The organism is Pseudomonas sp. RGM 3321, assembly GCF_022836805.1.
Taxonomy (GTDB): Bacteria; Pseudomonadota; Gammaproteobacteria; order Pseudomonadales; family Pseudomonadaceae; genus Aquipseudomonas.
Map to the genome: position 1 here is coordinate 106236 of NZ_JALHBH010000110.1, position 13136 is coordinate 119371.

Genomic DNA, 13136 nt, shown 5'->3' on the forward strand with positions numbered 1-13136 from the left:
AAGAAATATTGGTAGCGGCTTACGATGTGCGCATGACCATCGCGCCAACGCGCAGCATTGGCACGACAGTCACAGTAGATGGAGCCCGATTGCAGGCCCCATCGCAAATCCTCAAATCAGGACGACAGGTACGAAGAGCGTGTCAGTCCCAGGCGCAGGGCGTCGAGGAAGTAGGTACGCTCGCGCGGGGTAATCTTGGCGCTGGCGACCTTGTCCCGGTAATGGGTCATCAGTTCTTCCGGTGACAAATGCACGTAGCGCAGCATGTCTTCGATGGTGTCGTGGGTTTCGATGCCCGCGTGGTAAACACTGCCGTCCGGGTTCTGGTAGATGTTCACCGAGTCGGTATCACCGAACAGGTTGTGCATGTCCCCCAGAATTTCCTGGTAGGCGCCTACCAGGAAGATCCCCAGCAGATAGTCTTCGCCTTCGTTCAACGAGTGCACAGGCATGCTGGTCTCGATGCTCTGCTCATCGACGTACTGCTTGATCTTGCCGTCGGAATCGCAGGTCAGGTCCTGAAGCACGGCACGGCGCACTGGTTCTTCGTCCAGACGGTGCAAGGGCAGAATCGGCAGCACCTGGCCGATGGCCCAGGTATCGGGCAGGCTCTGGAACACCGAGAAGTTGCAGATGTACTTGTCGGCCAGCTTGTCGTTGAGTTCGTCGAGCACCTGACGGTGTGAGCGTTGACGCGCTTTCAGCGAGTTGTACAGGCGGCGGCAGACGGCGAAGTAGCATTGTTCGCCGAGTGCTTTCTCTGCCAGGCTGATTTTGCCATCGGCGTACTGTGTAGCGATGTCGCTCATATAGTGCGTAGCGCGCCAGTAGGTTTCGGTGACCATTTCTATGTCGGTCGGACCCAGCAGGTCGACCAGCCATTGCACGGTTTCCGGCAGGCTTCCCTTGTCGGAGATTTCCGGCACTTCATCGTTATGCTTCTCGACGTCGGTCACCTGGACCACCAGCATGGCGTGGTGGGCGGTCAGCGAGCGTCCGCTTTCCGAGAAAATATGCGGATGCGGCAGGCTTTGCGCATCGCAGAATTCCTTGAGCATGCCGACCACCACACCTGCGTAGTCGTCCATGTCGTAGTTGATCGAACTGGCGTTGCGCGAGTGTGTGCCATCGTAGTCAACGCCCAGACCGCCGCCGACATCGATGTAATCCACCGGCAGGCCGAGTTTGCGCAGTTCGCCGTAATAGCGGATAGCCTCTTTGAAGCCGTGCTGGTAATCAGCCAGGTTGGCGATTTGCGAGCCCATGTGGAAGTGCAGCAGGCGGATGCCCTGATCGAGCCCTGCCTTACGGAAGCGCTCGACCACCGACAGCAATTGTGCGGCCGACAGACCGAACTTGGATTTCTCGCCACCGGTATCCGCCCATTTGCTCGACGCCAGGGAGGAGAGGCGGACGCGCAGGCCAACCTGGGGAGCGACCTTCAGCTCGGCGGCTTCTTCGATCACCAGTTCGACTTCGGACTCTTTCTCGATGACGATGAACACGTTGTGGCCCAGCTTCTGGCCCATCAGCGCCAGACGGATGAACTCACGGTCCTTGTAACCGTTGCAGACGATGGTGCCGCCTTTGGGTGCCAGTGCCAGCACCGCCATCAGCTCAGGCTTGGAGCCCGCTTCCAGGCCGATGGAGACGTTCTGCGTGGCGATGATGTTTTCCACCACCGCTTCCTGCTGGTTGACCTTGATCGGGTACAGCGCGGTGTACTTGCTCTGGTACTCCAGGCGCGCGATGTTGCTGTCGAACGCGCCGGTCAGCTGGCGCACGCGGTCTTGCAGAATGTCGGGGAAGCGCACCAGCAAGGGCAAAGACAGGCCGCTCTTGCGCAAATTGTCGACCTGTTCGTAAAGATCTATGGGCGAGCTGTCCGGCCCGTTGGGACGGACTTCAACGCGTCCCGCTTCGTTGATAGCAAAATAACCCGCGCCCCAATGGCGAATACCATAAACGCTGCGGCTGTCCGCAACTGTCCATTGGCTGCCATCGTCTTTGCGTGTGCGTCGTACGGACATCGAAGTCCCCTATAAAGAAGTCGTTGCGCCAGCCAATAGCCAGCTGGGCGCAGTGTAATGAGTTGAAATGACGATTTGATTCGCTGCCCGCTACGAGGGTTCAGCCGCCGGACTTTTTAGCCTTGAAGCCTTTTTTGATCAGCTCTGCCAACAGCAGTTCGACGTGATCGCCCTGAATCTCGATCACGCCTTCCTTGAGCGATCCGCCTGTGCCGCAGCGTTGCTTGAGAGCCTTGGCCAACTCTTTGAGCGCTTCTTCGGCCAGCGGGACGCCGCTGATGGTGGTGACGGTCTTGCCGCCCCGGCCCTTGCTTTCCCGGCGCACGCGGGCAATACCGTCACCTTCGGGGATGGCGGTCTGTTTGCAGGTGCAGTCGGCAACGGGCTGACGACAATCTGGGCAGTGACGCCCTGCGTCGGTTGAAAATACCAGGCCACCCAGGGCGGCGAGAGAAGCGGCTTTTTTAGCCACGCAAACATCCTCTTGTTGAGGACTGAAGATGGGTCGGGCTCGTACGAGCCATCGACCGCGAAGCCCCACTCTGGCAGGGGCAGCGCTACTGAAACGGCAGGGCCGGTCCAGTTTGAAAAGGTCGCGCAGTGTAACGGCAAACCGGCCGGTTGCTAAGGGGCTGGATGTGCCAATTTCTGAACACTCGCTTACTGCTCGTTCTCTATCTGCTTAAGGTAGCGTTTCAGTGCCGCCAGGGAGTCGGGGCACCAGGGATTATGCTCAGCCTGTTGCAGAACTTCGGCGATGGGCATGAAGCGCGCCTCCAGTACCTCTTCAGGTTGCAGTTTCAAAGGTCCGTCCCATACGGCTGAAAACACTGCACACCAGAGCCGGTTGCCCGGCTGATAGAAGAAAAACTGTTCGTGGGCCTGCAGCGGTACGCCACTAACCCCCAGCTCTTCTTCCAGCTCGCGCGCGGCAGAGGCTGCGTAGCTTTCATCGGCCTGGACCATCCCGCCTGCGGCTACGTCCCAATAGCCGGGATAGATCGCCTTGCTCAAGGTGCGACGATGCACGCACAGCTCACCGAGACTGTTGAACAGCAGGATATAAGTGCCGCGTCCGATCAGTCCGCGTTCACGCAGGTCAGCGCGGACCAGCGAACCGAGCAGTCGATCCTGTTCGTCGACCCAGGCGATCTGCTCGGCATCCGAGGCGGCGCGGTGCGCGGCCTCGTTGGCAGGTATGGACATCAGCCCTGATTCAGCAGCTGGCGCAGGTCGATGACCGCGGCGTTGGCACGCGAGATGTAGTTGGCCATGACCAGCGAGTGGTTGGCGAACACGCCGAACGGGCTGCCGTTGAGAATCATCGGGCTCCACATCGGCTCTTGTGAGGCTTCCAGCTCACGAATGATCTGGCGCACGCTGACCGTCGCGTTCTTCTTCGCCAGTACATCGGCAAAATCAACCTCGATGGCGCGCAGCAGGTGCGACAGCGCCCAGGCCTGACCGCGTGCTTCGTAGAACACGTTGTCGATTTCCAGCCATGGCGTTTCGACGATTTCCTCATCGACCTGCGGTACTTCACCGGGTTTGACCGACACAGCGGCTTCGGTTTTCAGCGTGCTGTTGAGTTTGACCCGGCCAACGCTGGCCGACAGGCGTTGCGACAGCGAGCCCAGGCGGGTGCCGACATCGCCCAGCCAGTTGTTCAGGTTGTCGGCGCGGGCATAAAACAGCGCGCCTTTCTGGTTGGGATCGGACAGGCGTGCCTGGTAGCGGCTCAGGGAGTTGATCCCCTCGGCGTACTGCGACTCGCTGGAAGGCAGCAGCCAGCTGCGATTGTTGAAGTTGAACAACGGCTCGGCGCGGGCCAGATCGCCATCTTCAGCCGATTGCGACTGGGAGCGGGCGAAATCCTTGCGCAGCGCACGACTCAGATCACGCACCTGCACCAGCACGCCGTATTCCCAGCTCGGGATGTTGTCCAGCCACAGGCCAGGTGGCATGCGGTCGTTGGACAGGTATCCACCGGGCTTGTTAAGCAACGTGCCCGCCACGGTCTTGAGCGTTTCAACCGTCGTGTAGCCGATGACCATCTGTTTGCCTTCGCGCTCGGCGGCGGCTTGCGCATTCTGTTGTACCGGGAACAGCGCAGGTTCCTTGCTCCAGTACCAGCCGACTGCCAGTGCGACGAGCAGGTAGATCAAGATCAGGGCGCCCAGCGCACGGCTATAGAACAGGTTACCCAGGTAACCGCGGCGTTTGGTCGATGAAGTGTCAGCGCTGCGCGCACCCGCGCTGCCTGCGCGGTTCTTCCAATCCAGCATGGTAGGGTCCTTTCGATCTTGAGTTGAATGCTTCACGTGGGGTTCGACCGCAACCTTACCCTAAGGTGCGATTGGGGCAGCTGCAAGCTGCAAGCTTCAAATCAAGAGCAAACCGCTTTTAGTTTTTAGCTTGCAGCTTATAGCCAAGGTCTATCAGGCGATTGATTTTCAGTAATGGCTAAGCGCCATCAAAAAGTTGTCAAATAAGTGACTTACGGCACTGTTCTGTCGTATCGGAGGTGCTAGCATAGCGCCATCAGCCGTATCGCTCAGTAAAACCACAGTAGCCTCAATATGACCGAGCCAGAAGACCCTAGCCGAGATCGCCTGAAGCATCACTTTGCCCAAAGGGTTATCCACCAGGCACGCCAGATTCTGGAGACGTGGCAACGTCTGCAGAAGGCCGAGTGGTCGACTGGCGACATGGCTGAGCTCAAGGAATCGACGTTGCGCTTACTGCGCTTTGCCGAGCGCTTCGAGCAGGTTGAACACATTTCGCTGGCGCATGACATCAGCCAGGCACTCGATGCTGTCGAAGCCAATCGCGGTCGCCTCAACAGCAGCGTCATCACTGACCTCAATCGTCTGATGCAACGTCTCTCCCGCACCGGGCTGCGGCATGGTGACCAGCTTGAGCAAACTTCGCTGCCTCCGCTGCGCAAGCCGGTCTATGTGGTAGTTCAGGACCATGAGCGGGCCGAGCGCCTGGCCAAGCAACTGGAGTTTTTCGGTCTGGCCGCCCTGTCGCTGCACAGTGTTGCCGAATTTCAGCATGCAATGGCGCAGCGGCATCCGGCGGCGATTGTCATGGATGTCGATTTCAGCGGGCCTGGTCAGGGTCTTAAGCTGGCATCACAGGCCCAGGAAGGACTGGAGCAGAAGCTTCCGCTGTTGTTTTTCAGTCTTAACGAAACCGATACGCCCACCCGTCTGGCAGCGGTGCGGGCTGGTGGCGAAGAGTTTCTGACCGGCGCGCTGGAAGCGTCGAGTCTGCTGGAAAAAATCGAAGTCCTGACCTGCGTTGCTCAATATGAACCCTATAAAGTGCTGATCATCGACGATTCCCGCGCTCAGGCGATGCACACCGAACGCATTTTGAATGCAGCGGGAATTGTTACGCGGGTTCTGCTCGACCCTATTCAGGCAATGTCCGAACTGGCGGAGTTCCAGCCGGATCTGATCATTCTCGACATGTACATGCCCGGTTGCACCGGCACTGAGCTGGCCAAGGTCATTCGCCATAACGACCGCTACGTCAGCGTGCCGATCATTTACCTGTCGGCCGAAGATGATCAGGACAAGCAGCTTGACGCCATGAGCGAGGGCGGCGATGACTTTCTCACCAAGCCGATCAAGCCACGTCACCTGATCACCACGGTCCGCAACCGCGCCGCCAGAGCCCGCAGCCTCAAGGCTCGTATGGTTCGTGACAGTCTGACCGGGCTCTACAATCACACGCACATCCTGCAACTGCTGGAAGATTGCAGCTTTCGCTCACGACGCGAGGGCAAGCCGCTGTGCTTTGCCATGCTCGATATCGACCACTTCAAGAAGGTCAACGACAGCCACGGTCACCCGATGGGAGACCGCGTCATTAAGAGCCTGGCGCTGTTTCTCAAGCAGCGCCTGCGCAAAACCGACTTCATCGGTCGTTACGGTGGTGAGGAATTTGCCATCGTCATGCCGGACACCGACATTCAAAGTGCCCATAAAGTGCTTGATGAGATCCGCCATCGCTTTGCGGAGATCCATTACCCCGCGCAGCCGACTGATCTGTTCTGCACTTTCAGCGCCGGGGTGGTTTCGCTGGGGGCGAATGACGACAGCCTGAGCCTTGCGTCACAGGCGGATACGGCGTTGTACTGCGCCAAGCACGCGGGCCGCAATCAGGTGCATTCGGCCCTCGTTAATGTGCCTTATCACGTCGTGTTGACGGAAATCGAGGCCTGATTCCGTTTTAGCCCTGGCTTTCGATCAGCTTTTGCCGCTCTGCCGATTTGCCGGGTGAAAATGCCAAGGCCAGTTGGGTGCGGTTATGCATGTGGGTCAAGCGCAGCACTTGGGAAACGTAGAGCTTGACGGTGTTTTCGGTAATCCCCAGTTCGCAGGCAATCTGGTAATTAGTCAGTCCCTTGCTGACCAGCCGCGCCACATCAAGCTGGCGGGGTGACAATTTGGCCAGTGCCACGGGCATCTGTGCATCACTTTCGAGGCTGGCTTTGCGCTGCGACTGCGCCCTGTTCTGAACGTTATCCAGATTCTGATAGAGGTCGTCTATAGATGCGGCCAGAAACTGAAGTTTCTCGTTGAGCAGGCCCAATTGTTGACGATTTTTCTGCCGTTCGTTCAGCGCTTCTACCTGCAACTGGACACCCTCAAGCAACTCTTCAAGGTTGACCGGCTTTTGGTAGTAATCAGCGATGCCGGCTCGCAGGGCCTTGATGACATCCTTTTTCTCGGCTTGTCCGGTCAGCATGATGGCCTCGAACAAATGCGTCTTGCCGCCAGCCATCTTCATGGCCTCGACCATCTCGATCCCGTTCATGCCTGGCATTTCCAGGTCGCACAGTACGATGCCAATAGCGCTGTCGCCGCTGAAATGCTCGATGGCCTCAAGGCTTGAATGGCAGCGCACGCACTCATAGCCGCTGCTCTCCAGAAACTCACAGAGTTCTTCAACGATACAAGGCTGGTCATCGACCACCAGAACTTTCGTGACCGGGTAGTTATCCACATGCAACTCCATGCTGTTAAGGCCGGCAGACCGGAACCTTTATCCATTCAGCAAAACACGATTAAGCAATGTTTGACCGTTTCGCGTATTCCGATGACAGTACGCCAGAGCGGTGTGTTAACCGTAGTCGTACTTTCTGACTATGTACATAGCATTAAACTTTCAATTGGCCGAGAGTCGACTAATGGAGCAACGCTACCGTCAGCAGCAGACCCGCCAATAAAAAAGGTGAAAAGGGATGTTTATCTGACGCGTCGGGGAACATATAGGCGTAACGCTGCCCACCCCGTTGGTTTATATGACGCTGCACTTTCCTGGAGAGCAACACCCAGAACTGCACGGTGATGCCTGCGCCGATAAACGTGCACAGCAAGTAGACGCTGTTGGAGGCAAGCGCGAGTGCGGCCATCAGCTTGACGTCTCCGGCGCCCAGTTTGCCGAGCGCATAACCAGGCAATGTCAGGCCCAGTGCAAGCGCCAACGCCAGCGCGGCTTCCAGCGGCGGGGCGCCCAGCCAGGTCGTGCCGGTGCCAGCCAGCCAGGCGGCAGCCAGTGCTGCTGCGCCCAGTGTCAGCCCGTTTGAAATTTGCTTGCGTCGCGCGTCCTGTTCGGCGCAAATTGCAAACCAGACAAGCAGAAAAAATAGTTTTATCAAGCAAAAAACATCCTGTTTTCTGGAAAGAATCTATGCTTTGTTGAAGCAGTAAATGTCAGGGTAGACGTTGATATGAAAACCGTTGTGCAGCATGCCTTGCCCCATCGGCAACAGGGTGCCGCCGCTATTGAGTTCGCTGCGGTGTTCGTTGTTTTCTTTGCTGTGTTCTATGGCATGGTGAGTTATAGCCTGCCGTTGCTCATGATGCAGTCTTTCAATGCGGCGGCGAGTGAAGCCGTGCGCCGAAGTGTTGCCCTCAGCCCGACAGTGACTGGCTATAACACCCTGTTGGTCAGCCAAGCGCAGAGTGTCGTCATGAATCAGCTGTCATGGATGCCGCCTGCGCTGGGTTTCAACGCCAGTTATACCAACGTGACCTACACCGCCGGTGTTCTGACGGTGACCATCCAGTACCCGAAGACCCGATTGACCCAGGTACTCCCGTTATTGACGCTCCCTGGCATCGGCGAGGTCCCACGATTGCCGACCAACCTTACTGCACAAGCGAGTCTGCAACTTGCCCCTTGAAAAAAATCGTCTGAGCCGTTGGCTGGGCCGCGGTGAAGCGCCGCCGGTAACGCTGGCTGTGCCCGTGTCGAGCGAGCCGGGCCCGGTCGGGGTCGACCTTTATCTGCTGCTCGATGACGAAGGGCGGATACAGAGCATCAGCCCGCAGTTGCTTGCGCGGTTGGGTATTGCTGCTCCGCTGTCGGCTGCGCAGCGGTTGATGAATCTGTTGCTGCCAAACAGCGCGCTGGTCATTGAAGGCGTGCCGCATGATTGGCTGGGGCACATGCTGGACCTGGACTTCAAGAGTGCCGATGCGCATACCTTGCACGCTCGTGGCTGGGTGCAGGCGCATGGCAAGGGCTGGCTGTTGCAGCTGCTGGATATCAGCGACTTGATGGAAGAGGCCAGTGCCGCCCGCAGCCGCCAGCAATGCCTGCGCTTCGCCGGGCAGATGGCCGAGCGTGTGCGCGTGTGCAACGTGGACCGGCTGACTGCCGTGGTCACTGAGCAACTCGAGGAACTGGCGCAGCTATGGCGCGTTCCCTGTCTGGCGCTGGTATTGCCGGAAGTCAGCGGCACTGGCTGGCGTGTCTACTGTCAGTACAGCGCCCATACCGCGCCGGAGTTATGGCAGGTCGGGCAGCGACTGGGCAATGCGCTGGATCGATTCGATGCCAATATAACCCACCAACTGAGGTTTGGTGGCGGCGTCGACCAAGGGCCGCTACAGAGTGCCTTCGGCAACGCGGACGGTTTTCTGATTCCCCACAGCCGCGACAACGTTGCCAAGGCGTGGCTGATGTTCGGCTTCTATAACCCGCAGCAGCAGGCTCCGGATCTGGGAGAGCGCGAGTGGCTCAACCTGTGTTCGGCGCTGGCCGGGCCGGTGCTTTTTCGCTTGTCCGAGCAGCACAACCGTCACCATGTAGAGCGCCTGGCGGTGCTTCAGGATCTGCTGGGCACCGGTTGGTGGGAGCTGATGCCTGCGCGTGACGAAATCCTGCTGGCACCGCAACTGGCGCGCAGTCTGCGTCTGGGTGATCGGGTCGAAAGTCTGTCGCGTCAGGACTGGCTGGCGTTGATTCATCCGGCCGATCGACAAGAGCTGTCCAGTCGTCTGGCGCAGTTACGTGACAAAGGCACGCCGCTGCTGCTTTGCGTGCGTCTGGCACAGAGCGATCCCGCCCAGGAAACCCTCTGGTTTCGTATTCAGGGTCAGGCGCTGATCAGTGGTCAGGTTCAGCGGGTGTTGGGTTTCATGCTCGATGTCAGTGATATCAAGAATCAGGAAACCGAAGCAGCGGCCGCTCACGCCCGGCTGGATAACCTGATTGCCAGCTCGCCGGCCGTGATTTACGTGCAGCGCTACGATCACGGCAACCTTGAGCCGACCTTTTTCAGTGACAGCCTCACGCCCTTGCTGGGTTGGACGTTGGCTGACTGCGTAGACGGCCAGTTGGCGGAATACATTCACCCCGAAGACCGCGACATCTGGTTCGAGCGTAACCGGCAGCTGTTGCGCGAAGGCGTTGTCAGTCGGCGTTACAGGTTGCGCAACAAGAACGGCCATTACCATTGGTTGCTGGACGAAGCGCGACTGCTACGTGACGACCTCGGCATGCCGGTGGAGGCTGTCGGTCTGTGGCTGGACGTGACCGAAGCCACCCTGGCGGCCGAGCACGTGCGCCAGAGTGAAGAGCGCTACCGCATTCTGGTCGAAGACTCACCGGCCATGATCTGCCGCTACTCTCCGGATCTGGTACTGAGTTTCGGCAACCGGCCACTGGCCAATTATATGGAATGCACGCCGGAACAACTGACCGGGATCAATCTGGGGGACTGGCTTTCGGACGAGCAGCGCGAGGCGTTCATTCGGCGTATCGCTCAACTCACCCCGCAGGCACCGGTAAGCACCGAAGAAATCTGTATCGAGCTGCCCGGCCGTGAGTACGCCTGGTGGGTATGGGCTGACCGGGGAATATTCGATGAGCACGGCACGCTGGTCGAGGTTCAGGCCGTGGGCCGTGATAACACCGATGTGCGCCGCTCCAGGATGCAATTGAACCAGAGCGCGAAAATGGCCACGCTGGGCGAAATGTCCACAGGCCTCGCCCACGAGATCAATCAGCCCCTCAACGTCATGCGCATGGCGGTGGTCAATGTCCTCAAGCGTCTGGGGCGCGGTGATGTGGACATCGAATACCTTACCGAAAAGCTCAACCGTATCGACACGCAGGTACAGCGCGCTGCCCGCGTGGTGGACCACATGAGGGTATTCGGGCGGCGCTCCGAAGTGGAGGAGCAGTTGTTCGATCCGGCGCAGGCTGTGGAAGGCACCCTCTCGATGCTGGCCGAAGGCATGAAGGGCAAGGGTGTGCAGTTGCGGGTCGGCACCATGATCGAAGATGTGCAGGTTCGCGGGCATGTCGATCAGCTTGAGCAGGTGTTGATCAACCTTATGGTCAACGCCCGTGATGCGTTGTTGTCGCGCCGGGAAAAAGACCGGGATTTCGAACCGTGGATCAGCGTCGAGGCTGAGCGGGATGAAAATATCATCCGGCTGGCGGTTCAGGACAACGGCGGGGGGATTGATCCGCGTTTGCTGGAGCGCATTTTCGAGCCGTTCTTCACGACCAAGCCTGTCGGTGTCGGCACCGGACTGGGCTTGTCTGTCAGCTACGGGATTGTCGACCAGATGGGCGGCCAGCTCAGCGTCGGCAATGTCGGGGAGGGCGCTCGTTTCCAGATCGAGCTGCCGATATTCAACGCCGGTTAGATAATCAGCATCGCCTGACCGATGTTGCAACTTAAATTGGCACCCACATCGGTGGCGCCCAGACTCAGGCCAAGTGACTCGAACAGCGGGTCGACGACCGTCGTCAGCAAGCGGGTCAGCGTGTCCTCCACAATAGCGTCCAGCGCAACGGTCAGGCTGTTCAGCGTTGCAGCTGCTCCAGTAATGACGTTGCCGAGCACGTTGCTGGTAGCGGGTTTATAGACATTCACCTTTACGCTGGAAACCGTGCCGTTCAGCAAGGTACTGGGCTTGGTATCCGCAACGCTTGTAAAAAAGTACGGCGCGTTGTTGATTTCCGGCAGGTTGGGCGAACTGAAGGTCGTACTGACGACCGTCGAACTGCCCATCGGCGATTGGCTTACCGTGTCGAACGTGAGACCTATGCCGCCACCGCCGAAGGGGGTACGGGCGGTGCAGTTTCCTAGCAAGCCGAGGACTTTCTGGCAGGGTTGAGTGCCTATATCAATCACTGGCAGGGGCAGTGGGGTGATTGCCGATGGATCGGTGCTGGCAGGAAAACCGTCATTGATCAAGCCTACCTTGGCGCTGAGCAATGCTGCATCGGTCTTGACGCTGAGGGTTTTGCTGGTGTTGCTGGTGCAGGTGAAACCGGTCACGTAGGTGTCGGCGCTGGCCAGCGACAGGCTCAGGTCGATTCTGGGGCCCGATGTACCAGAGGTCAGAAACTTCACGTCGGTGACCATGCAACTGGTCAGGCCCAGCGCGCAAGTGGTGGAGCCCAGTACGCCCGCAATGTTCAGGCTCAACGCGCTGTTGAGAATTGGCGTCAGGCTGCCGACCACCGAGCCCGCAGTGTTGGCCAATGACGTGATGGTGCCCAGCACCGGCAGATTGATCGACACCAGCGCGCGCATCTGAGCGGTGCGCACATAGATCCGATTGGCACCGGTTTTGGGGTTGAGCGGGTCGATCTTGCTCGGGTCGCCGATGGCCGATAACTGAGGCGGCTCAACCACCTGAAATCGTGTGGTCACCTGTGCCAGGGTGCCCACATTTATCTGCGCAGCTGTGGATATGCCGGTCTTGTCGTTGGCCAGTTGCGCAATGCCCTGGACCAGGTCCAGAAGGCGCAGATTGGTGTTCAATGCAGCGAGGCCCGAACTGCCTTGTATCGACAGCAGATCGCCCAGCAACACTGTGGTTGCGCCAGCCGCCAGCTTCAATGCCTGCAGGCCCGCGATGGTGGCCGTACCGTTCAAGGTTGCGCCGGGGTCGAGCACATTGATAGCACTCTGGATCAACTGGCTGACAGAAACCGATGTGTTGAGCACCTCGCTGTAACCGACGGCAGTCAGGTTAAGGTCGGTCTTGAGTCGGTTCAGATAGCTCAACAGGCTGAGGTCGGTGCTGGCGACGCCCTGCCAGTTCGCGACGCTCAGGTTGAGCGTGCCACCGAGCAGGCTGCCGATGACTGGATTCAGAATGGCCGCACGTGTGCTGTCCACCGTCACGGTTGCACTGCGAATGGTCAGTGCCGCCAGTGGCGCGGCACTGGCGGCCACGGCCGTAGCGCTGATCGTGATGTTCGCTGAGGAGGGAGTTTTTTCGAACAGGGCACCAATACCGGCAGCAATGCTTCGCGGCACCGGATGTGCTGCGACCACTTGAATAGCCAGCGCCTGGGTGGAGTCCGCGACAAATACGCGCTGGCTCTGCAGGCCCACCGTAAGGGTGCCACAGAGGGTCGTTAGCGTTCGACCTTCGGTATTCGGGGTAAAGCCATTACGCGTGGCGCTCTGTGTGGCGAAGCCGGGAGCGGTGCCCGCACCGCTGCATGTCCCTCTGCGCCCCGCAGCTTCCAGTGCGGCGATGTCCGCGACCCGCTGCAACGAGCGTTTCTCCAGATACAGCCTGCCGCTGTCGACCACTATCAGCGTGCACAGCAGCGCCAGTCCCAATGTCAGCGCGGCCATCATGCCGATCGCGCCGCGTTGCCGGCTGGGCATTACTGAATAACCATCCAGTGGGGACATCAGCACTCCTTCGGCCACGCCGTTGCTCACTCACCTGCTTCAGGGGAGTGTAGTCAACGCCTCGAAAGAGCACTGGCAAGGTGCCAGATTTGAGAAGTATCGCACCCGTTTTGTACGGGCGCGATCAGGTG

Annotated in this window: 10 protein-coding genes; 3 read left to right on the plus strand and 7 right to left on the minus strand. The window is 59.0% G+C overall.

Translation table 11 applies throughout. The annotated features are described in order from the left end of the window. Positions 1-116: 116 nt before the first annotated feature. The 4 genes from speA to RGM3321_RS14535 all read right to left on the minus strand — a co-directional run bounded on the left by speA (position 117) and on the right by RGM3321_RS14535 (position 4315). Positions 117-2030, minus strand: coding sequence for an arginine decarboxylase (speA, locus tag RGM3321_RS14520; protein ID WP_244393637.1), 1914 nt, complete (start codon positions 2028-2030; stop codon positions 117-119). Positions 2031-2130: 100 nt separating this feature from the next. Continuing rightward, complete coding sequence (locus tag RGM3321_RS14525; RefSeq protein WP_244393638.1) at positions 2131-2502, minus strand: translation initiation factor Sui1; 372 nt, start codon at positions 2500-2502, stop codon at positions 2131-2133. 188 nt (positions 2503-2690) lie between these two features. Continuing rightward, positions 2691-3236: an NUDIX hydrolase gene (locus RGM3321_RS14530; RefSeq protein WP_244393639.1), complete on the minus strand. Its 546-nt coding sequence runs from the start codon at positions 3234-3236 to the stop codon at positions 2691-2693. After that, on the minus strand, positions 3236-4315 hold the full coding sequence (locus RGM3321_RS14535) for a DUF2333 family protein (protein WP_011268997.1): 1080 nt from the start codon (positions 4313-4315) through the stop codon (positions 3236-3238). The genes RGM3321_RS14530 and RGM3321_RS14535 overlap by 1 nt, the downstream gene beginning before the upstream one ends. Positions 4316-4609: 294 nt before the next feature. Between RGM3321_RS14535 and RGM3321_RS14540 the strand changes: the two genes are divergently transcribed. Further along, on the plus strand, positions 4610-6265 hold the full coding sequence (locus RGM3321_RS14540; RefSeq protein WP_244393640.1) for a PleD family two-component system response regulator: 1656 nt from the start codon (positions 4610-4612) through the stop codon (positions 6263-6265). A gap of 7 nt (positions 6266-6272) precedes the next feature. On the opposite strand, the gene RGM3321_RS14545 is transcribed toward RGM3321_RS14540, so the two are convergent. Both RGM3321_RS14545 and RGM3321_RS14550 read right to left on the minus strand, forming a co-directional pair. Next, positions 6273-7061 carry a response regulator transcription factor gene (locus tag RGM3321_RS14545; protein WP_244393641.1) on the minus strand — a complete coding sequence of 263 codons (789 nt, stop codon included), beginning with the start codon at positions 7059-7061 and terminating at the stop codon, positions 6273-6275. Between the two features lie 169 nt (positions 7062-7230). Beyond that, positions 7231-7701, minus strand: coding sequence for a prepilin peptidase (locus RGM3321_RS14550; RefSeq protein ID WP_244393681.1), 471 nt, complete (start codon positions 7699-7701; stop codon positions 7231-7233). Between the two features lie 75 nt (positions 7702-7776). Here RGM3321_RS14550 and RGM3321_RS14555 point away from each other — a divergent pair, with 75 nt between their 5' ends. Next, positions 7777-8232 carry a TadE/TadG family type IV pilus assembly protein gene (locus RGM3321_RS14555; RefSeq protein WP_244393642.1) on the plus strand — a complete coding sequence of 152 codons (456 nt, stop codon included), beginning with the start codon at positions 7777-7779 and terminating at the stop codon, positions 8230-8232. Then, positions 8222-10990, plus strand: coding sequence for a PAS domain-containing protein (locus RGM3321_RS14560; protein ID WP_244393643.1), 2769 nt, complete (start codon positions 8222-8224; stop codon positions 10988-10990). Before RGM3321_RS14555 ends, RGM3321_RS14560 begins: the two co-directional genes overlap by 11 nt. Here RGM3321_RS14560 and RGM3321_RS14565 read toward each other — a convergent pair. Next, positions 10987-13005, minus strand: coding sequence for a pilus assembly protein TadG-related protein (locus RGM3321_RS14565; protein WP_244393644.1), 2019 nt, complete (start codon positions 13003-13005; stop codon positions 10987-10989). The two genes, RGM3321_RS14560 and RGM3321_RS14565, sit on opposite strands and share 4 nt — an antisense overlap. Between the last annotated feature and the right edge of the window lie 131 nt (positions 13006-13136).

Bases quoted from the DNA above. Each gene is read 5' to 3' on its own strand.
- speA (WP_244393637.1), bottom strand. From the start codon at position 2,030: ATGTCCGTACGACGCACACGCAAAGACGATGGCAGCCAATGGACAGTT.
- RGM3321_RS14530 (WP_244393639.1), bottom strand. From the start codon at position 3,236: ATGTCCATACCTGCCAACGAGGCCGCGCACCGCGCCGCCTCGGATGCC.
- RGM3321_RS14535 (WP_011268997.1), bottom strand. From the start codon at position 4,315: ATGCTGGATTGGAAGAACCGCGCAGGCAGCGCGGGTGCGCGCAGCGCT.
- RGM3321_RS14540 (WP_244393640.1), top strand. From the start codon at position 4,610: ATGACCGAGCCAGAAGACCCTAGCCGAGATCGCCTGAAGCATCACTTT.
- RGM3321_RS14545 (WP_244393641.1), bottom strand. From the start codon at position 7,061: ATGGAGTTGCATGTGGATAACTACCCGGTCACGAAAGTTCTGGTGGTC.
- RGM3321_RS14555 (WP_244393642.1), top strand. From the start codon at position 7,777: ATGAAAACCGTTGTGCAGCATGCCTTGCCCCATCGGCAACAGGGTGCC.
- RGM3321_RS14565 (WP_244393644.1), bottom strand. From the start codon at position 13,005: ATGTCCCCACTGGATGGTTATTCAGTAATGCCCAGCCGGCAACGCGGC.